This is a genomic window from Microbulbifer sp. MKSA007 (genome assembly GCA_032615215.1).
In the GTDB taxonomy this organism is placed as follows: Bacteria; Pseudomonadota; Gammaproteobacteria; order Pseudomonadales; family Cellvibrionaceae; genus Microbulbifer.
In genome coordinates this window covers 4,387,407-4,407,444 of sequence record CP128433.1, presented here as the reverse complement: position 1 = coordinate 4,407,444, position 20,038 = coordinate 4,387,407, and the positions used below count along the sequence as shown (strand labels likewise).

The window sequence follows — 20,038 nt, the reverse complement described above, 5'->3', positions numbered from 1 at the left end:
GAATGATATGGCAAAGAACCTAGTACTGTGGTTGATCATCGCAGCGGTACTGCTGATGGTTTTTCAAAACTTTAAACCGCAGTCACGGGATGAGGCTCTCAGTTACTCCGACTTTGTTCAGGATGTGCAGTCGGGCCAAGTTAAGAACGTGATCGTAGACGGTCTGGTAATCACCGGCGAAAAAGCCGATGGCAGCCGCTTCAAGACTATCCAGCCACAGATTATTGACGATGAACTCACCAATGAGCTGGTTCGCAGCAATGTGCAATTCGTTGGTCGCGAGCCTGAGTCTCCGAGTATCTGGCAGCAGCTTCTGGTAGCCAGCTTCCCGATCCTGATTATTATCGCTGTATTTATGTTCTTTATGCGCCAAATGCAGGGCGGAGCCGGCGGTCGCTCAGGTCCTATGGCATTTGGTAAGAGCAAGGCGCGCCTGCTGGGCGAAGACCAGATCAAGACAACTTTTTCCGATGTTGCCGGAGTAGATGAAGCTAAGGAAGAGGTACAGGAGCTGGTCGAGTTCCTGCGCGATCCCACCAAGTTCCAGCGCCTGGGTGGCAATATCCCCCGTGGCGTATTGATGTGTGGCCCTCCCGGTACCGGTAAGACCCTGCTTGCCAAAGCAATTGCCGGCGAAGCAAAAGTACCTTTCTTCTCCATCTCCGGTTCTGACTTTGTTGAGATGTTTGTTGGTGTGGGCGCTTCCCGGGTGCGGGATATGTTTGACCAGGCCAAGAAGCAGGCTCCCTGCATCATCTTTATCGACGAGATTGACGCTGTTGGCCGTCACCGTGGAGCCGGTGTTGGCGGTGGTCACGATGAGCGCGAGCAGACCCTGAACCAGCTGCTGGTTGAGATGGATGGGTTCGAAGGTAATGAGGGCGTGATCGTTATTGCCGCGACTAACCGCCCGGATGTACTGGACCATGCCTTGCTGCGCCCAGGTCGCTTTGACCGCCAGGTATTTGTTGGACTCCCGGATATTCGTGGCCGCGAACAGATCCTCAAAGTTCATATGCGCAAGGTGCCTATGGACGACAAGGTGAACCCACAGACGATTGCCCGTGGAACCCCTGGTTTCTCCGGTGCCGATCTGGCCAACCTGGTCAACGAAGCCGCCCTGTTTGCTGCGCGGGCCAATAGACGCACCGTGACCATGGAAGAGTTTGAGCGCGCCCGTGACAAGATCATGATGGGCGCCGAGCGCAAGTCCATGGTGATGAATGAAAAGGAGAAGGTGAATACCGCCTATCACGAGGCCGGTCACGCCATTATTGGTCGACTGGTACCGGAGCATGACCCGGTACACAAAGTAACTATTATCCCCCGTGGCCGCGCTCTGGGTGTGACCCAGTTCCTGCCAGAGGAAGACAAGTACAGCCTGTCAAAGCGCGCGATTGAATCGCAATTGTGCTCCCTGTTTGGCGGCCGTATTGCTGAGGAAATGACCCTGGGTATCGACGGCGTTACTACCGGCGCTTCCAATGACATCGAGCGGGCCACCGACTTGGCGCGCAGTATGGTGACCAAGTGGGGCTTGTCTGAAAAGCTCGGCCCATTGCATTACGGCGAAGATGAAAGCGGTCAGCCCGGCCAGGGTAATCCGGTTTCCGGCAAGACCACTTATGAAATCGAAGCCGAAGTACGCCGTATTATTGACGGCTGTTACGACCGCGCGCAGAAACTGCTGGAAGACAATCGAGATATTCTTGAAGCTATGAAAGATGCGCTGATGGAATATGAAACCCTGGATGCGGAGCAGGTGGACGATCTTATGGCTCGCCGCAAAGTTCGCGCACCTAGGGATTGGGAAGATAATAACTTCGGTTCTGGTGGAAACAGCCCGACCCAGGATACTGAAACCACAGAGGCCTCAACTGAGGCGGATAAGAGCAATACCGTCGGCGGCCCATTAAACGGCCACTGATTCTCCGAAGCGACTAACTGGACAAAACCAAATGCCGGGTTGGGGATAGGGCGATAGCCTGTTCCGATCTGGCATTTTTTTATTTCAGCCAATGAAAATTATCTGTGGTAACCACACCTTAGACCTCTCCCAACCGGTGGTTATGGGGGTTCTGAATACAACGCCAGACTCCTTTTCCGACGGTGGCAATTACTATGCCTCCGGTAGCCTGGACTTGACCCTGGCTCTGCAGAGAGCGGAACAGATGCTCTCTGAGGGAGCGACAATCCTGGATATTGGCGGAGAATCGACACGCCCCGGCGCATCGGCGGTCACCGAGCAGCAGGAGCTGGATCGGGTAGTGCCGGTGGTGGAGGCAATCAAAGCGAACTTTGACGCGATTATCTCTGTCGATACCAGTACTCCGGCAGTGATGCGTGAGTCAGCTGCGGTAGGGGCGGGACTGATCAATGATGTTCGTGCCTTGGAGCGCCCGGGTGCACTGGAAGCAGCCGTCGAGAGTGGCTTGGCGATCTGCCTGATGCATATGCAGGGTCAGCCCGGCACTATGCAGGATGATCCGTCTTACACTGATGTTGTAGAGGATGTCGCCAGGTATCTGCAGAAACGGGTCGATCTCTGTATCGATCTGGGGGTGACACGGGACCGGCTCATTCTCGACCCGGGTTTTGGCTTTGGCAAAACCGATGAGCACAATTTAGCGTTGTTGCGTAATTTGTCGCAGCTGGCGCCGGCGGATATGCCCATACTGGCAGGCTTGTCGCGTAAGTCGATGATCGGCCGCCTGCTCGATCGAGATGTAGATGGCCGACTCCCCGGTAGCTTGGCCCTGGCCATGTTGGCTGCGCAAAAAGGCGCAAGAATTTTACGTGTCCACGATGTTGCGGAAACCGTGGATGTGTTGCGCATGCAGCAATTGGTTTGCAGCGAAATTTGATGAGTGATGTCTTACAGAGACCTTAAGCCGCAGGGTCCTGTTGTGGTTTTCCGACAGAACAGAAAAGCGGCGAAGTACACAATTGAGAAGCGTTATGGAAAGAAAGTATTTTGGCACTGATGGTATTCGTGGTCGCGTTGGCGAGGGAGCAATTACTCCCGATTTTATGCTGCGCCTGGGATATGCAGCGGGCAAGGTACTGGGAAGAATTTCCAAAGCTAAACACCACCGACGTCCCCGCATCCTTATCGGTAAGGACACTCGGGTCTCCGGCTACATGTTTGAGGCAGCGCTGCAGGCGGGCCTGATTAATGCTGGCGTGGATGTCGCCCTGTTGGGGCCAATGCCGACTCCGGCGATCGCCTACCTGACCCGGACTTTCCATGCCGGTGCAGGCATTGTTATCAGCGCCTCCCATAATCCTTACCACGACAATGGCATTAAGTTTTTCAGCGCTGAAGGCTCCAAGTTACCGGATGAGGTTGAATTGGAGATTGAAGCCGCTCTCGAGCTGCCGATGGAAACTTCTGACGATCTCGGTCGCGCCTATCGAGTTGATGATGCAGCCGCGCGTTACATCGAGTTCTGCAAGGCTTCCACGCCCTGGGGTTTCTCCCTTGAGGGTTTGAAGATTGTTCTCGACTGCGCCAATGGAGCCACTTATCACGTAGCGCCGATGGTGTTTCGTGAGCAGGGAGCAGAAGTCAGCGTAATTGGAGCGGGCCCTGATGGACTCAATATCAATCTAGATTGCGGCTCCACTAAACCACAGCAGTTGCAACGGGCCGTGGTTAAGCGCGGTGCGGACCTGGGCATAGCCTTTGATGGTGACGGGGACAGGGTGTTGTTCGTCGATGCCAATGGGGAATTGGTCGATGGCGATCAGCTGTTGTATATCATTGCCATGCACCAGCATAAATTCTTGGGCGGTTGCAGTGGTGTTGTCGGCACCTTGATGAGCAATTACGGTTTTGAGCTTGCATTGCGCGAAAACAAAATCCCGTTTGAGAGAGCCAAAGTGGGCGACCGCCATGTGCTTGAAAAAATGTCAGCTAATCAGTGGAAACTGGGAGGCGAGTCATCAGGCCACATTATCTGTGCCGATGCTTCTACCACCGGCGACGGTATCATTGCCGCACTGCAGGTACTGCGTGGCCTGTGTGAATTTGATGAGCCCTTGCATCAGCTTAAATCCCGTATGACAATGTTCCCCCAGCACATGATTAATGTGCAACTGGCTCATCGCGATGGTGTTCTCGATCACACAGACGTTAAGGCCATTGTTGTCGATGCAGAACGTCAGCTCGCAGACAGCGGACGTGTGCTGCTGCGGCCATCTGGCACAGAGCCTCTGATTCGGGTAATGGTTGAAGGTCGCGACAGCGCCCTGGTGGAACAGCTGGCCAAAGATATTTCCTCCGTGGTGGAGCGAATTGGAAATAACTGATCTGCTGCGATTTAACCCGTAGTAAATCGGTCCTCTTGGGGCGTAGAAGAAACTCGTATAATTTTGGTTGTATGTTGGCGTCAATGTCGCTAAGATTTGCGCCCCTTGAAGGAGCACACATGCGAACACCGCTAGTAGCAGCAAACTGGAAAATGAACGGCAGCCGCGAGTTTGCCGAACGTTTTTTCACCGAACTCAACCTCGAAGGTGTGAAGTCCGGTGTTGTTGTTTGCCCATCTTTTCCATACCTCGGCTTGGTGGCTGATGCGGCGGAAAAGAGCGGAGGTTTCAGCTTGGGTGCCCAGGACCTTAGCCAGGAGCCCAAAGGGGCGTTTACTGGTGAGGTTTCCGCTAGCATGTTACTGGATTGGAATACCCGTTACGTTATTGTCGGGCATTCTGAGCGCCGTAGTCTCTACGGAGAAACCAGTGAGTTAGTGGCGAAAAAATTTGTTGCGGCCCAAGAGGCGGGATTGACTCCAATACTTTGCGTCGGGGAAACCCTTGAAGAACGCGAGCAGGAGAGCACTCTCGAAGTGGTTGCAGAACAACTTCAAGCGGTTGCCGATATCATTGATTCGGCTGGCTGGAAGCAGTCCGTGATTGCCTATGAGCCGGTATGGGCCATTGGCACGGGGAAAACTGCGACCCCTGATGAAGCCCAAGCTGTACATGCGTTTATTCGCTCGCAGTTGGGAGATTTGGGCGCTGAAGTACAGATTTTATATGGCGGTAGTGTAAAATCCGCAAATGCCAGGGAGCTTTTTGCCCAGGCAGATATTGATGGCGCCCTGGTGGGTGGAGCCTCGCTGGATGCCGGCGAGTTTGCTGAGATTTGTCGCGCTGCTGTTTAAATTCACAGCACGCGGGTTGGCGAATACTGAATAACGGGTTGTTTAGACCCCGGTAGAGAGTTTCCAGAAAATGGAAAAATTGGTATTAGTTGTACACGTTTTGACCGCATTAGGCATTATTGGCCTGATTTTGTTGCAGCAAGGTAAAGGTGCCGAAGCCGGTGCATCCTTTGGTGCGGGCGCGTCCCAGACAGTTTTTGGCAGTCAAGGTAGCGGAAATTTCTTTTCCCGCTTGACAGCAATTTTTGCGACGGTATTCTTCGTCACCAGTTTCGGCCTGGCCATCCTGGCTAAGCAAGGTGCAGGCGCCAACGTTGATGCGGACCTTCCGCAAATTCCAGCAATGGAGCAGCAAATTGGCCCAGCCGAAGATCTGCCTGCTATCGATAGCGATATCCCGCAGCTCGAAACAGATTTGGAAACTGGCGATATCCCGCAGATTCCTGCAGACAGCACCGGTTCAGAAGAGCCAGCTGCTAACCAGGAAAGTGAGGAACAGCAGTAAAAGATTTTTGCCCAGGTGGTGGAATTGGTAGACACGCTATCTTGAGGGGGTAGTGAGCTATGCTCGTGCGGGTTCAAGTCCCGCCCTGGGCACCACATCAAGATCCGAAGAAGTTCGGAATCATCCAAAAAGCCCGGTAAATCCGGGCTTTTTGCTATCTGGGGTATCAAAGATTTTCTCTCTTGTTGTTTGGCCTTCTTTGCTTCTATATAGACTTTGCTAACTAGTGTTTCTTGCGGAAGTAGTTAATAAGTTTACAATGTTGAGCAGCAAATATTTGAGCCTTTTGTGGTCGTTGGTTGTGCTTCCTGATTTCGGAGTGGAAGCAATCTTGTAAGCAGGGGCGTATTAAATTCGTAACTGCTTTGTTGGCACACTTGCAAAGTGTTTGTAGGGTGAAGCAGAAAGTTGCAAAAGTCTGTTGCTGGAGTTTGGCAGGGTATTGGCTGGTTCTAACCTCTCTTTAAATCTTTTCTCTTCAGCTATATATCATCAAGCCTGTCCTTTGTCCTTTGTCCTTTGTCCTTTGTCCTTTGTCCTTTGTCCTTTGTCCTTTGTCCTTTGTCCTTTGTCCTTTGTCCTTTTTAGAAAAATAGTAGCTAGACCATTGAGGTTGTTGCTCGATAATTTCTATCTTTCGAGTGTGAGGGGTGATTAAAAGTAATCTAAAATTGATTACATTTCGGCGTAACTCGATCTCCCACGAAATTCCAGCGTGGAAGCTATGCAGCACATAGTTACTTTCTATTTTCACTCGATGAATTCTGTTGGCACCTTACTGAAGTCCGACTTTTGATTCCATTGAATTGCAGATTCCCTGCAAATTTGGGGTTAAATTAGGTATGTATGATAGGGAGTTGGCCATGTTGAGAGTGCTCAGCCTTAACAGTACTTTCTTGTAGATAACTGTACCTCAATGTACTATTTCGACACTCTTGAAGGTCGATAGCAAGTGATACTCGTTAAGTTGTTACTTGGTGGCACCCATTCCTGGGAGTGGCAACGGCTTTCTAGTTTCTTGCTCTGTTCGTCAATTAGAATGCAGAGCTCTGCGAGGGGCCAGCCAATGTATCGTATAAAATAGCTCATCCAAATTAGGCTTCTTCCTAGTTAGCGTGTCGTACTTTGGCGATCAAATACACCCCTTTGAGAAACAATCCTCTGTCGGTGATAACTATCTGGCTATAGCCCGAGTATCGCCAGTGTAATTAATACCAGTCAGGCGGTTCGATGGGAATAGAACATGACAGAACAAATTTTAACAGTGAAGCAGGTAGCTGATTACCTAAAGGTAAACGAGCGTACGGTATATAGGATGGCCAGCGGAAGTAAAATCCCGGCCTTTAAGGTCGGTGCTTCCTGGCGTTTTAAGCAAACTGAGATAGAGCTCTGGATTAAAGAACAGCACAATCAACAGGATGAGACCCCACACTAAATGGCGGACGACCACTACTCACTCAGTTTTACCACTGGAGCTGCTTTGATCAGAGAGGCTATTGATGTAGCTGCACTCAAGTGTGAGCTGGATGATTGGGCTTTCGTAAAAGCGCATGTGCTCGAAAACAATACATTCCAGTCCCGCACTGCTAGCACCCTGAAAAAACTCTATGGCGAAGTCTCCCGTCGCCTGCAGCAGCTCGGTGACAAAGAGTTGGAACTATTGGCCCATGGAACTGATACAGAACAAAAGCAGGTCCTGTGGTTGGCGCTCTGTCGACGCTACCAGTTGATTAAGGATTTTTCAGTTGAAGTGCTGTGCCATCAGTACGATGCGGCAAGATATGCACTCAGTCACGAGGATTACGATGCTTTCTTCAATGCCAAAGCCGAGTGGCATGACAATCTGGATGCAGCATCGAGGCAGACCAAGGCTAAGGCAAGGCAAGTCCTGTTTAAAATGTTAAGAGAGTGCGGCTTGATCAACGAGCACGATGAAATAGTGCGCCAGCAGATAAGTCCGGCGCTGCTGGGACAGATTCAAAGCTCTTCTTCACAAAATCAGAATAGGGAAGATCTAAGCCTCTTCCCTGGGGTGGAACGCTAAGTGACCAGTAGTTTTAACAGCATCGATAAAAAGAACTTGCAGCAAGCCTACGAGAAGCTACTTGCTGTCGTCTCTGATGGTGGCTTCCTGGCCAATCAAGGCCTGAATAATGAGGTGCCTTTTCATATCTGCCCCTACGACCCAGCTATTCAGGTCGATATCAATCAGATGCTCAGGCAGCTTAAGAATGATCTGCTGGATCGGTCTGTGCCTGTGCTAGAGATAAATCTCTACGACTTGGTTGTCGAAATATTAAAGCAGGAAGGCGATTGGGAGTGGCTGTTAGAAAACGAAGCCACCATGAGTCGCGATGAATTAAAAGAAGAGCTACAGGGTGTCTTGGATATTGAGACCGTCATCACCCCGGCCATTGCCGAAAAAATGCAGGCGACTGATTTCAAAGTACTGTTAATCACTGGTGTCGGCGAAGTCTTCCCCTACATCCGTTCACACAACATTTTGAACAACCTGCAAAAGCGAGCCAAGGAGAAACCGACTCTGATGTTCTTCCCGGGGTCCTACCAGCACTCGCTGGAGAGCGGTGCATCGCTGGTGCTATTCGGCAGGCTACAAGACGATAAATACTACCGTGCATTTAATATTCTGGATCGGGCCATCTAAAGGAAGTAGAAAGAGATGAGTATGAAATTAGAAAAGTTATTTACCAAGCCAGTAGATCGCCCGATAGAAGGTGTTATCAAGGCCGATGATGATGTGGCCTTGTATTTAGAGTTAGATGAATACGTCGTTACCGATGAAGTTGCCAAGCGTCTCGATATCTTTCTGGATGCCTACCTGAATTACCAAGGGGCCAACGGTGTCTGGGTCTCAGGCTTTTTTGGCTCGGGCAAATCCCACCTGCTGAAGATGCTCGCCCTGTTATTAGAAAACAGCCCCATCGAGGACATTACCCCGCTGGAAATATTCCTGGAGAAACGCCCACTCAACGAAGGCGGTATGTTTGCCAGTGATCTTAAGCGTGCTGTTGCCATCCCTTCTGAAAGCATCCTGTTTAATATCGATCAAAAGGCCGATGTCATCAGCAAAACAGAAATGGATGCTTTGATTGCCGTATTTGTTAAAGTCTTCGATGAGCACTGTGGCTACTATGGCAAACAGGCTTACATCGCCCAGTTCGAGCGTGAGTTAGCCGGTGATGATCAGCTGGATGCTTTCTCAAAAGCTTTTGAAGCTACTAGCGGTATGACTTGGGAGAAGGGCCGAGCCCGTGCCAAGCGCATGGCCGATGCGGTCGATAAAGCCTATACCGAAGTATCGGGGCAAGCGGTAAGCGGTATTCTGGACAAATACCGTTCTGATTATCGCCTGTCGATTGAAGACTTTGCCGAGCAGGTTCAAGCCTATATTTCAAAGCAGGAAGAAGGTTTCCGCTTAAACTTCTTTATTGATGAGGTGGGTCAATACATCGCCGGTAACACCAAGTTGATGACTAACCTGCAAACCGTCGCTGAAAGCCTGGCTACCAAATGTAAAGGTCAGGCCTGGGTGATTGTTACGGCTCAGGAAGATATGTCATCGGTACTGGGCGAAGTCAGCCAGAAGAACGAGAATGATTTCACCAAAATTCAGGCCCGTTTCAAAAACCGCATGAAGCTCACCAGTCAGGATGTCGCTGAAGTGATTCAGCGTCGCCTGCTGGAGAAAAAAGAAGAATTCGTTCCCAATCTATCTGAGCTGTTCCATAGCCAAGAGAATAACTTTAAAACCCTGTTTGATTTTGCCGATGGTTCCCAGACTTACAGAAACTATCGGGACAGGGAACACTTTATCCAGAGTTACCCATTTATTCCCTACCAGTTCACTCTGTTCCAGTCGGCCATTCAGAACCTGTCCGTTCATAGCGCCTTTGAAGGTAAACACAGTTCTGTCGGTGAGCGCTCCATGCTAGGCGTATTCCAGCAGGTCGCCATAGCGATTAAAGGCCATCAGCTTGGCGAGCTGGCCACCTTCGACCTGATGTTTGAAGGCATCCGCACCGCACTGAAAACAGCCATACAGCAATCCATTATCAAGGCCGAGAAACACCTTGATAATCAGTTCGCTGTACGCTTGCTGAAAGCCTTGTTCTTGGTGAAATACGTCAAGGAATTTAAACCCAGTGTGCGCAACCTCTGTGTGTTGATGCACGACAGCTTTGAGCGGGATATTCCTTCGCTGAAGCTTGAGATCGAAGAAGCTTTAAACCTGCTGGAGAAAGAAACCTACATTCAGCGTAACGGCGAGCTCTACGAATACCTCACCGACGAAGAGCAAGACATCGAGCAAGAGATCAAAAACACCGAAGTCGATAACAGTGTTGTCACTAGCGAGCTGGAAAAGCTGATCTACGATGGCGTACTCAAAACCCGAAAAATTCGCTGGGATGAAAACAATCAGGACTATAACTTCAGTCGCAAACTGGATGACAACCTCTCTGGTCGCGAACATGAGTTAGCCATCAATGTTATCTCGCCGTTTCACGACCTGTCTGATCAGCTAGAGAAACACAAAACTGATACCGTTTATGCCCACGAAGTCAGAATCGTCATGGCTGATAACGAGCGCCTGGTCAAGGACCTGATTCTCTACAAGCAAACAGAAAAATATGCCGAACACGCTACCCGTACCACACAGCAGGACTCTATTAAACGGATCATTGCCGAGAAGCGTAGCTACAATGCAGTTCGGCTAGATAATTTAAGAACCCTTATATGTAAATTAATAGGCACCGCAAAATATTACGTGGCAGGCCACGACCTTGAGCTAGGTGGTGAAGATGGCCAAGGCAAAATGATCAGAGCCTTTGGTGAACTGATCAAGCACACCTACCCGAATCTAAAAATGTTGCGGGATCACAGCTATAGCGAAAACAACATCGCTGATATTCTCACCCAAGCTGAGCAGGGTCTGTTTGGTGATGAGACCCAACTACCAGAAGCTCAGCAAGAAATGCTGTCTTTTATTCAAAGCAATAACCGTGGCGGTATCAGAACTACCGTTAAATCACTGTTAGAGAAATTTGAGAGCAAGCCCTATGGCTGGTCATTTGCAGCTGTACTTTGCACATTAGCTCATCTCTGTGGTCGCGCCAAGGTCGAGATACGTGAATCTACCAACCTGTTGGATGACGCCGAGTTAGCCAGAGCCTTAAAGAATACCGCCTCACATGGCAGCTTGATACTCGACCCACAAGTGGAGTTTAGCCAGTCGCAGATCCGTAAAGTTAAAGAATTCTACAATGACTACTTCGACAAAGTGGCCCACGCTACTGAAGTGAAAGCCCTAGCCAAAGAGGTACAGGAAGGCTTTGTCGCGCAGGCCAATACTCTGGGTAAGTGCCTAGCTCAGTCTGAGCAATATCCATTTGTTCGCGCACTGTCTCCTATATTAGCTGAGTTAGAAGGACTTAAAGACAAGCCCTATACCTGGTTTATGTCAGAGCTGACCAGCGATGAAGACAAGTGGTTCGATTTCAAAGAGAAAACCATAGACCCCATTCTCAAGTTTATGCGAGGCCCACAAAAGGTCAGCTTTGATGAGGCCAAGCAACTATTGGCAGCGCAAAAGGACAATCTGGAATATGTAGAGGGTGATGATCATCAGCAGATAGCCGATGCCTTAGTCAGTCCTGATATCTATAAAGGCGCTGCTATCCAAAAGCTTAAAGGCCATGTCGAGAATCTAGATAGAGCTCTAAATGTTTTGTTGATCAAAGAGCGCGAAGTCGCTATTGGCAGCATTGAATCGTTAAAAGACAAACTCACCGGCTTTAATGAATACAAAGCGTTGGAGCAAGACAAGCAAAACCAACTGGTATCCAGATTCGACAGTGCCATTGCCAAGCTCAATGACCGGGACCGGATCGACAAGCTTAGAGTTCAAGTGAGCGATTTTGAAGAGCAGGACTACTCGAAACTGGTACAGCAGTTAATGACCTGGAGTCAGCCTACACTCCAGCCCAAAACGGAACTGGCCAAAGCAACTCCCTCTACGGCAAAGCAGCCAGTACCTGCTGGTGATGACGGCGAAGAGCCTACAGTTGATCCGTTTGGTGTAGAAGAACCCTCCGTTACTCCTTGGCCACCACAGGCCATAGCGGCCAGAAACGTCAAAGTGGATTTCCACAAGCCCTGGCTGGCCAGTGAGCAGGATGTTGAGCTGTACTTGGAAGAATACAAAAAAGCGCTATTGGCAGCGATTAACGATGGGAAGCAGATACAGCTATGATCGATAAAATCGCATTAAAAATTTTACGCTCTTCCAGAATGTCGAAGTTAGGCGTGTCTAAGCGGTATAGTTGAAGAGAGCAAATAATGGATACAACCAGACTTAAAAAATTCGCCCAATACGCTCGCCGTAGCTTAATTGAGCAGGTCGAAAGCAAGCTCAAGCTGGTAATGGATAGAGAGAGCGAAGCCCGCCGTGAACACCCCAAGGCTATAGCGGAACTTGAAAAGAAGCTGGCAGAGCAAACGGAAGAGCAGTTGATTGAACAGGTGGCCTATATCTGGTTTAACCGCTTCTGCGCCCTGCGCTTTATGGATGTGAACCAATACAACCGCATTATGGTGATCTCGCCATTGGCGGGTCAGTTTCAACCAGAGATACTAGCTGAAGCCAAAGCGGGGCATATTGATGATGGTATCGTCAACGCAGCCACCCGCGAGAAGGTATTTGGCCTACTCAGTGGTTCTATCGCCAGTCGTGATGGCCAGTCAGAGGCATTTCGCTTATTGATTGTGGCTGTCTGTAACGATCTGCACCGCATCATGCCTTATTTATTTGAGCGTATTGAAGATTACACCGAGCTGCTAATGCCGGATGATCTCTTATCTGGGAACTCCATCCTGGCCTATACCCGTGAGGCGATGACGCCCGAGGCATGTGAGTCGGTTGAGTCGATTGGCTGGTTGTATCAGTTTTATATTTCCGAGAAAAAAGACGAAGTCTTCGATGGCTTAAAGAAGAACAAAAAAATCACCCCCGAAAATATTCCCGCAGCGACGCAGCTGTTTACGCCGCATTGGATTGTGCGTTATCTGGTTGAGAATTCGATTGGTCGTTTGTGGATGTTGAATAATCCAAATTCGAAAGTGATTGAGCAAATGGATTACTACATCAAGCCTGTTGAAGAAGAGAAAGACTTTCTCAAAATCAGTAGTCCGGAAGAGATTAAGGTTTGTGACCCCGCGTGCGGCTCCGGTCATATGCTGACCTATGCTTATGACCTACTTTATGCAATTTATCTGGATTCGGGCTATGACGCCATAGAAATACCCAGAAATATTCTAGCCAACAACCTTTACGGCATCGAGATTGATGAGCGTGCGGCTGAGTTGGCAGCTTTTGCGCTAACCATGAAGGCGGTTAAAGGTAGTCCGAATGATGAGGGTAACAATCGTCGTCGTTTCTTCAGAAGTCCGGTTGAACCTAACATTTGTCGATTGGAGAAAGTGTCTTTTACTGAGCAGGAGTTAGATAGCTACATCGATTTTGCCGGTAAAGATCTGTTTACACAAGATCTAAGAGAAACACTGAAGGAATTCGAGGGGGCAGATAATTTTGGCTCTTTGATTCGACCAACTTTTAAGTCCCCATCTAGTACATTAGCGGCGTTGGAGGGGAAAAATGTTTCAGGGGAGCTTTTTCTCTCTGATACCCATAAGTCGGTGTTGAAGGTTTTATATCAGGCCGAGTTTCTGCAGAAAAAATACAATGTCGTTCTTGCTAATCCTCCATATATGGGCAAGAAAAATATGAATAAGGAGCTTCAGGCCTGGGTTGCTAGCTGCTATCCAGATACATGTGCTGACTTCTTTGCCATGTTTATTGAGCGCAGCTTTAAGCTTGTTGTCGAATGCGGCATTGTTTCCATGGTTACAATGGACAGTTGGATGTCTGGTGATGAATATACCGAGTTTAGAGAATCATTATTAGAAGAATCTCAAATTCTAAGCTTGATGCACTTGGGGGCGCATGCATTTGATGAAATTAAGGGTGAGGTTGTTCAGGTCGCCGCTTTCACTTTGGGTAAGGGGCGAAGAATTGATCAGAAAAGTGATTTTTTTGACTTAACCAAGGAGGGCAACTCGAAGGAAAAGGAGGCTGCATTTTTAGCTAGGCGCGGCTTGTTCAGGGTTTCTGCAAAGCTTTTCTCAGAGCTTCCCAGGAGTGTGTTTGCATATTTTATCTCTGATCATTCTCTGTCGGCATTTCGTGATGGTCTCCAGCTTAAGGAAATATCAGAGGCATTTACTGGGCTTCAAACTGGTGACAACGACCGCTTTATGCGTAGATGGTTTGAGGTCTCTAGTGAGGATATATTTTTTAAGCGCGACTGTCTCGGCGAGGACTTTCCTGGTGATATAAAGTGGTTTCCCTATGTAAAGGGAAGTGACTATAGAAAGTGGTATGGCAATAACGAGTATATCCTTAACTGGCAATTTGATGGTGCTGAAATAAAAGAGCATAAGAGCTCTACTGTACGCAACCAGTCGTACTACTTTAGAAAGGGCATAGCATATAACAACATATCCAATAGACTTAGTACTAGATATGTAGATAGCGGCTTCGTCTTTGATCAGAAAAATTCAATGTTTTTCTCTGAGGATGATAAGAGCATCCCATTTACAATGGCTTTCCTGCATTCAAAAGTGGTAGTTCCATTATTGAGAGTTGTTGCTCCTAAGGGATTTGGTCCTGGCAGCATGAAAGTTCTTCCTGTTATAAACGATTATAAAAAATTGTATTCTGTGGGGGGCTTTCAGATCGAGCTGTTGTGATAGCCAAAGATGACTGGGATGAATATGAGGTTTCCTGGGACTTTAAGGCTTCGCCGTTAGTGGTTCGCCGGGATAGTAATGGTAGCTTGCAGGATGTCTATTCGAGCCTAAGGAATATATATGCCGATAGAATAGCCGAACTAAAGTCCATTGAGGAGCAGAGTAACCAAGCATTCATCAATGCATATGGCTTGATGGACGAGCTAACTTCAGATGTACCTATACAAGACATTACGTTGAGCTGTAATGTTGATTATAGGTACTCCTCTATCAACCCTGAAGAAAGAAATGGAAGGATTCTTTTTGATACAATCATAGAGTTCCTTTCATATTCTGTTGGCTGTTTATTGGGACGATACTCTCTCGATAAAGAAGGTTTAGTTCTTGCTAATCAAGGCGACACCCTAGAAAATTATCTGAAACACGTCCCTAGCCCCTCTTTTATGCCAGATGACGACAATGTCATTCCTTTAATCGACTTTGATGGCGACTGGTTCGAAGATGATATCACCGAGCGCTTTAAACAATTCCTGAAAGTTGCATTTGGTGAGGAACACTTTGCCGAAAACCTAGCTTTTATCGAAGAGGCTATCGGCAAAGATATCAAGAAGTTCTTTCTGAAGGACTTCTACACCGATCATGTTAAGCGTTATAAAAAACGCCCCATCTATTGGATGTTCTCCAGCCCGAAAGGCTCTTTCAACGCCTTGATCTATATGCATCGCTACCGCCCCGATACGGTGAGTGTGGTGTTGAATGACTACCTGCGTGAATTCCGTACCAAGCTACTGGCCCGCAAAGAAAGCCATGAACAAATACAGGTCAGTGCGTCTGCCAGTCAGAAAGAGAAGACCCAGGCTCTTAAGGCCATCCAGAAGATCAATAAAGTGCTGGATGAGATAAACGACTACGAACATGAAACCCTGTATCCGCTGGCTGGTAAGCCGCCAGAAATCGATTTGGATGATGGCGTTAAATACAACTATCCGCTATTTGGTAAAGCGCTGAAAAAAGTCACCAGCTTAAGTTAGGAGATACCATGTATATATCAACGCTGGATTTAGAAAACTTTCGTGGTATCAAAAAGCTGCCCATAGAGTTGGACGAACATATCAATGTGTTTGTGGGGATGAATGGCAGTGGTAAGTCTACCTTGCTGGATGCCTCGGCAGTGATGTTATCTTGGTTAATTAATCGCATTAAACACAGTGGTTCGTCTGGAAGGCCGATTACTGAAGCGGATATTCGTAACGGTGAAAATTTTTCTAAAGTCGATTTAGCTCTAAAGCTGGATAGTGATGACGTGATGTGGAGCCAGGTGAAAACTAGGCGTGCTCGAAGTCATACAGAAAAATCAGATTTTAAACAGCTGAATGAGCTTGCTAAGCGAATGCAGCAGGATATGGAAGAGCAGCAAGGGAATTTGTCTTTATTGGCGTATTATCCAGTTAATCGCGCCGTATTGGATATCCCTCTACGCATTCGCCAGCGCCACAGCTTTGATTTGTTATCGGCCTTTGATGATTCACTAACCAGTGGCGCAAGCTTCCGCACTTTTTTTGAGTGGTTTCGCGAACGTGAAGATCTGGAGAATGAGCAGCGCTCGGATAACCTTCAGCCTGACGATACGCAATTGAATGCGGTTCGTGAGGCGTTGAACCAATTTATGCCAGACTTTACTGATTTAAGGGTTCGGCGTAATCCATTGCGTATGGAGGTAAAAAAGTCCGGTGAAGTACTGACGGTAGATCAGCTTTCTGATGGCGAAAAGTGTTTGATGGCTATGGTGGGTGATTTAGCTCGCCGCTTGGCAATAGCCAATCCGGATCGCGATGACCCGCTGCTGGGGGATGGCATTGTGATGATCGATGAGGTGGATCTGCACTTGCACCCCAAGTGGCAGCGCATGATGGTTGCGCGTTTGCGTGAGACATTCCCTGGTATTCAATTCTTATTGTCTACCCATTCCCCGCATGTCTTGAACCATGTGTCTGCTGATAATATTTATCTGATGTCGTCCTCGCCTGAGGGTATTAGCGTTGTTAAACCCACTGAATCTTACGGTAGAAATGTCGATCGTATACTGGAAGATTTAATGGGGCTGAATACGACACGCCCTGATAAAATTGACGAGGAGTTGTTGTCGGTTTTTTCTGCGATTTCACAAGGTGATTTAGAGAAGGCCGGTAAAAAAATTGAAGCGCTGGCTAAGGAAATTGGTGAAGACCCTGAATTAGTAAAAGCTCGTGTGTTAATCAAGCGCAAGGAGCTGATTGGCAAATGAGGGCTATCAAAAAAGGCGTTGAACCTAAGCTGTTCACCAACTGGAAAGCGCTGGCGAATGATGATTGGATTCCCACCTATTCGGATTTAAGCGGGAACGAAAAGAAGGCGGTAAAGGATGCGCTTATCAAGGAACAAGGTGGTATCTGTTGCTATTGTGAGCGCCGCCTGGTTGAAACGGATAGCCATATTGAACATTGCAAACCACAAGAGTCTGATGATGTAGATCCTCTTGATTTCTCGAATATGATTTGTTCCTGCCTGAATAATATTAAGAAAGGCGCACCGAGTCATTGTGGGGATTTGAAAGGCAATTGGTATGATGATCAGCTGTTTGTATCGCCATTAAATCCTGACTGTGAAGGCCGCTTTTCTTTTGGGGCGAATGGTTCGATAGACCCTACGAATCCGTCAGATAGGGCAGCAAACGAAACGATTACCCGGTTAGGGCTGGGCATCCCTAAATTTAATGCTCTGAGAGAAAAGGCTTTAGAGCCCTTTTTAGACGAAGATCTCTCACCTGATGATTTGGCTGGTTTTGTGTCTGGTTATCTTGCTAGGGGAGAGGATGGAACCTTGTCGGAGTTTGTCTCTGCGGTAGAAAGTGTATTTAGCGAATGGGTGGCAGCATGAGTTCACGTATTGATGCTGCATTAGCGCGGCTATTTGCCAAGCATCGCATTGTCTTTTGGTATGACGGTAAGCAAGAGCTGCGCAGTGAATTTGAGGCACTGGAGCTAACTGATGTTGAGAAGTTGGAAATAGCCGATAATGAGTTTGGCATAAAACACAGGGTATTGCGGGAATCACCTAAGCAGCAGTTTCTGATTTACAAAGAAGGTAAGCAACCGGAGCCGCTACAAAACTGGCTACTGGATGTAGAGCTGGCTTTTACTACTTTCCGTACCGATCAGGTGGCTATTTGGTTAAGTGAGCTTGAATTACCCAATGAGTTCGCCGAGGTGGTTGAAAATCACAGTGCCTTCTTTGAACCGGGCAGAGCACCGACTCAGGCCGCCAAACGCAAAGAAGCGTTGAAGAAGCTCCTCACCCCAGAAGATTCTCTGCCGATGGTGCGGATGAAGATGCTGTCTGTTTGCGCCGGAGCCAATAAGAAAGGCGAAGACAGAATAGACAATGTACTGGAGTTGCTACTCGCTGAATTGCAGAAGTCGCTTTTCGATAAGGGAAAAACTCCACTCTATCAGCTGATAGAACGGAGTGGCTTGGATGGCTTCTTGTGGCAGCAGGTCGAGCGTCACTATGGCTACCATACTGACAGCCCCAGTATTAAGGACTTTGCTATTGAATTGTTTAAGTCCTGTTATTCAATGGGGCTTGAGTCACCACTCAATAATGATCCGATCAAGCTCAGCAGCGATGCTCTGGTCTTCTTCAAACGCTGGAAGGATAGCCGTACCCACGAGGCCAGTTTTGAGGCCTTGTCGGAAGATTGTGCCGAGCTGTTGAACCTTGAGGCTGATCTGACTCATCGAGATCTAAAAGAACTGATCGAGCTGGATTACTTTGAACTGATTGATAAGCGATTAATCCATGAGCTGGTGACAGCGGTAGAGAAGCGCACTATCCCACAAGGTGAGATTGCCTTGTACTGCCGTCAACGCAGGCAGGGCCACTGGTATAGCAAGTACCAGCACCTCTACAGTGCGGTGGATGTCGCTAGTCAGTTTTTGGCGTTGCTGGATACCGCTCAGTTGTCGATGGCTAATAGCAGCGAGGCTGTGCAGGGCTATACCAGTCATTGGTACAAGCTGGATCAGCTTTACCGGCAGTATATTTATGCCCTGAAGGTATCCGCCCAGAATACCCTATTGAACTCACTGACAGAGCAGATTGAAAACCAATACACCAACCGCTACCTGCTGCCGTTGAATAATGCTTGGCAACAGCATGTGGACGCTATGGCTGCGTGGCAAGTGCCCGATGTAGCCCCGCAGGCCCAGTTCTACCGCAAGTGGGTTAAGCCCTATCAGGATAAAGATAAGAAGATCTACGTGATCATCTCTGATGCCTTCCGCTATGAGGCTGGGCACGAGATGGTGAGCCGTATTCGCCAGGAAGATCGCTACCAGGCCAAGCTGGAGCACGCACTGTCATCGCTGCCCAGTTACACCCAATTGGGTATGGCCTCCCTGCTTCCCCAGTCTTCGGAAATGCCATTACAGATTGCCGAGAACAAGACGGCGACCGTCTCCATGGGCGCTCAGTCTACGCAGGGGCGTGAAGGTCGAGATAAAGTTCTCAAAGCCTTGCTGGGTGAGCGGGCCGGCGCCGTTCTGGCCAAAGACCTGCTGGAGCGGACCATTGCCGAGAACCGTGAGCTGCTGAAAGGCCACGATGTTCTGTATATCTACCACAACCGCATTGACCATACCGGCGACAAAATGCAGTCAGAGGGTGAAGCTTTTGAGGCCGCCGAAAAAACCTTTGACGACTTGATGAAGTTGATCAAAAAGCTGGCCAATGCCAATGCTAGCAATATTTTGGTTACCGCTGACCACGGCTTTATCTATCAAAACAAACCCCTGGAAGAGAGCGACTTCCTCGCTAACGATGTGAAAGGTAAAGTGCTCTACAATGACAGGCGTTTTGTACTGGGCAAGGGACTGAATGGCGGTGAAGCCTTGAAGGGCTTTAGTGCAGAACAGCTGAATTTAAGTGGTGATGTGGGAGCCGTAATACCTAAAGGCATTCAACGCCTGCGTCTGAGTGGTTCAGGTAGTCGTTTTGTGCACGGTGGAGCCACACTGCAAGAGACGGTGATCCCTGTTATTAGTATTAACAAAAAGCGCCAGAGCGATACTGCTGCTGTTGAGGTGGATGTACTACGCGGTGGAACCAATGTGATTACCTCGGGGCAGCTGTCCGTCACTCTTTATCAGACCGAGGCGGTGACCGATAAGATTCAGCCCAGAAAGCTACGTGTGGGCCTTTATACTGACGGCGGCAAGCTCATTTCTGATAGCCATGAGGTGTTGTTGGATCTTAGCTCTGAGAACCCCCGTGAGCGTGAAATGAAGTTGCGCTTTGTCTTAACGCAGGATGCTGATGAGGCAAATAATCAGGAGGTGTTGCTGAAACTGGAAGAGCCAGTTTCAGGCACCAATCAGTATAAGGACTATAAGCAACTTCCTTATAAGATTCGTCGCTCATTCACCAGTGACTTCGACTTTTAAGGCTACTGAACATGGCGAAAACAGGATGTTACGCAATCAAGGAAATAGAGTTTCCGAGGAGG

The 20,038-nt window shown here is 48.5% G+C and carries 14 protein-coding genes and 1 tRNA gene; all 15 read left to right on the top strand.

Going from position 1 to position 20,038, the window contains the following annotated elements:
• Positions 1-7: 7 nt before the first annotated feature.
• The 15 genes from ftsH to pglZ all read left to right on the top strand — a co-directional run bounded on the left by ftsH (position 8) and on the right by pglZ (position 19,976).
• Positions 8-1,927, top strand: a complete 1,920-nt coding sequence (gene ftsH / locus QT397_22555) for an ATP-dependent zinc metalloprotease FtsH (protein WNZ55597.1) — start codon at positions 8-10, stop codon at positions 1,925-1,927.
• A 142-nt stretch (positions 1,928-2,069) separates the two neighbouring features.
• Positions 2,070-2,864, top strand: coding sequence for a dihydropteroate synthase (gene folP, locus QT397_22550; protein ID WNZ55596.1), 795 nt, complete (start codon positions 2,070-2,072; stop codon positions 2,862-2,864).
• Positions 2,865-2,958: 94 nt separating this feature from the next.
• A complete protein-coding gene (gene glmM, locus QT397_22545) occupies positions 2,959-4,311 on the top strand; it encodes a phosphoglucosamine mutase (protein ID WNZ55595.1) in 1,353 nt (450 codons plus the stop codon).
• A gap of 119 nt (positions 4,312-4,430) precedes the next feature.
• Positions 4,431-5,165 carry a triose-phosphate isomerase gene (gene tpiA / locus QT397_22540; GenBank protein WNZ55594.1) on the top strand — a complete coding sequence of 245 codons (735 nt, stop codon included), beginning with the start codon at positions 4,431-4,433 and terminating at the stop codon, positions 5,163-5,165.
• 70 nt (positions 5,166-5,235) lie between these two features.
• A complete protein-coding gene (gene secG, locus QT397_22535; GenBank protein WNZ55593.1) occupies positions 5,236-5,670 on the top strand; it encodes a preprotein translocase subunit SecG in 435 nt (144 codons plus the stop codon).
• Positions 5,671-5,679: 9 nt separating this feature from the next.
• A tRNA-Leu gene (locus QT397_22530) sits at positions 5,680-5,765 on the top strand.
• Between the two features lie 1,148 nt (positions 5,766-6,913).
• A complete protein-coding gene (locus QT397_22525; protein ID WNZ55592.1) occupies positions 6,914-7,105 on the top strand; it encodes a helix-turn-helix domain-containing protein in 192 nt (63 codons plus the stop codon).
• Entirely contained in the window at positions 7,106-7,714 is a 609-nt protein-coding gene (locus tag QT397_22520) for a DUF1819 family protein (GenBank protein ID WNZ55591.1), read from the top strand.
• Positions 7,715-8,335, top strand: a complete 621-nt coding sequence (locus tag QT397_22515) for a DUF1788 domain-containing protein (protein WNZ55590.1) — start codon at positions 7,715-7,717, stop codon at positions 8,333-8,335.
• A 21-nt stretch (positions 8,336-8,356) separates the two neighbouring features.
• Positions 8,357-11,941, top strand: coding sequence for a BREX system P-loop protein BrxC (gene brxC / locus QT397_22510; protein WNZ55589.1), 3,585 nt, complete (start codon positions 8,357-8,359; stop codon positions 11,939-11,941).
• Positions 11,942-12,027: 86 nt separating this feature from the next.
• Positions 12,028-14,496 carry a BREX-1 system adenine-specific DNA-methyltransferase PglX gene (gene pglX, locus QT397_22505; GenBank protein ID WNZ55588.1) on the top strand — a complete coding sequence of 823 codons (2,469 nt, stop codon included), beginning with the start codon at positions 12,028-12,030 and terminating at the stop codon, positions 14,494-14,496.
• The gene (locus tag QT397_22500) at positions 14,493-15,527 is read left to right on the top strand and encodes a hypothetical protein (protein ID WNZ55587.1); all 1,035 of its coding nucleotides are present in this window, start codon (positions 14,493-14,495) and stop codon (positions 15,525-15,527) included. Before pglX ends, QT397_22500 begins: the two co-directional genes overlap by 4 nt.
• Positions 15,528-15,535: 8 nt before the next feature.
• Positions 15,536-16,780: an AAA family ATPase gene (locus QT397_22495; GenBank protein ID WNZ55586.1), complete on the top strand. Its 1,245-nt coding sequence runs from the start codon at positions 15,536-15,538 to the stop codon at positions 16,778-16,780.
• Entirely contained in the window at positions 16,777-17,412 is a 636-nt protein-coding gene (locus tag QT397_22490; GenBank protein ID WNZ55585.1) for a retron system putative HNH endonuclease, read from the top strand. Before QT397_22495 ends, QT397_22490 begins: the two co-directional genes overlap by 4 nt.
• Positions 17,409-19,976, top strand: a complete 2,568-nt coding sequence (pglZ, locus tag QT397_22485; protein WNZ55584.1) for a BREX-1 system phosphatase PglZ type A — start codon at positions 17,409-17,411, stop codon at positions 19,974-19,976. The genes QT397_22490 and pglZ overlap by 4 nt, the downstream gene beginning before the upstream one ends.
• Positions 19,977-20,038 lie beyond the last annotated feature (62 nt).

Excerpts from the sequence above, each read along its gene's own strand:
- ftsH (WNZ55597.1), top strand. The coding sequence starts at position 8 with ATGGCAAAGAACCTAGTACTGTGGTTGATCATCGCAGCGGTACTGCTG.
- QT397_22520 (WNZ55591.1), top strand. The coding sequence starts at position 7,106 with ATGGCGGACGACCACTACTCACTCAGTTTTACCACTGGAGCTGCTTTG.
- secG (WNZ55593.1), top strand. The coding sequence starts at position 5,236 with ATGGAAAAATTGGTATTAGTTGTACACGTTTTGACCGCATTAGGCATT.
- QT397_22525 (WNZ55592.1), top strand. The coding sequence starts at position 6,914 with ATGACAGAACAAATTTTAACAGTGAAGCAGGTAGCTGATTACCTAAAG.
- pglX (WNZ55588.1), top strand. The coding sequence starts at position 12,028 with ATGGATACAACCAGACTTAAAAAATTCGCCCAATACGCTCGCCGTAGC.
- brxC (WNZ55589.1), top strand. The coding sequence starts at position 8,357 with ATGAAATTAGAAAAGTTATTTACCAAGCCAGTAGATCGCCCGATAGAA.
- tpiA (WNZ55594.1), top strand. The coding sequence starts at position 4,431 with ATGCGAACACCGCTAGTAGCAGCAAACTGGAAAATGAACGGCAGCCGC.
- folP (WNZ55596.1), top strand. The coding sequence starts at position 2,070 with ATGGGGGTTCTGAATACAACGCCAGACTCCTTTTCCGACGGTGGCAAT.
- glmM (WNZ55595.1), top strand. The coding sequence starts at position 2,959 with ATGGAAAGAAAGTATTTTGGCACTGATGGTATTCGTGGTCGCGTTGGC.
- pglZ (WNZ55584.1), top strand. The coding sequence starts at position 17,409 with ATGAGTTCACGTATTGATGCTGCATTAGCGCGGCTATTTGCCAAGCAT.
- QT397_22490 (WNZ55585.1), top strand. The coding sequence starts at position 16,777 with ATGAGGGCTATCAAAAAAGGCGTTGAACCTAAGCTGTTCACCAACTGG.
- QT397_22495 (WNZ55586.1), top strand. The coding sequence starts at position 15,536 with ATGTATATATCAACGCTGGATTTAGAAAACTTTCGTGGTATCAAAAAG.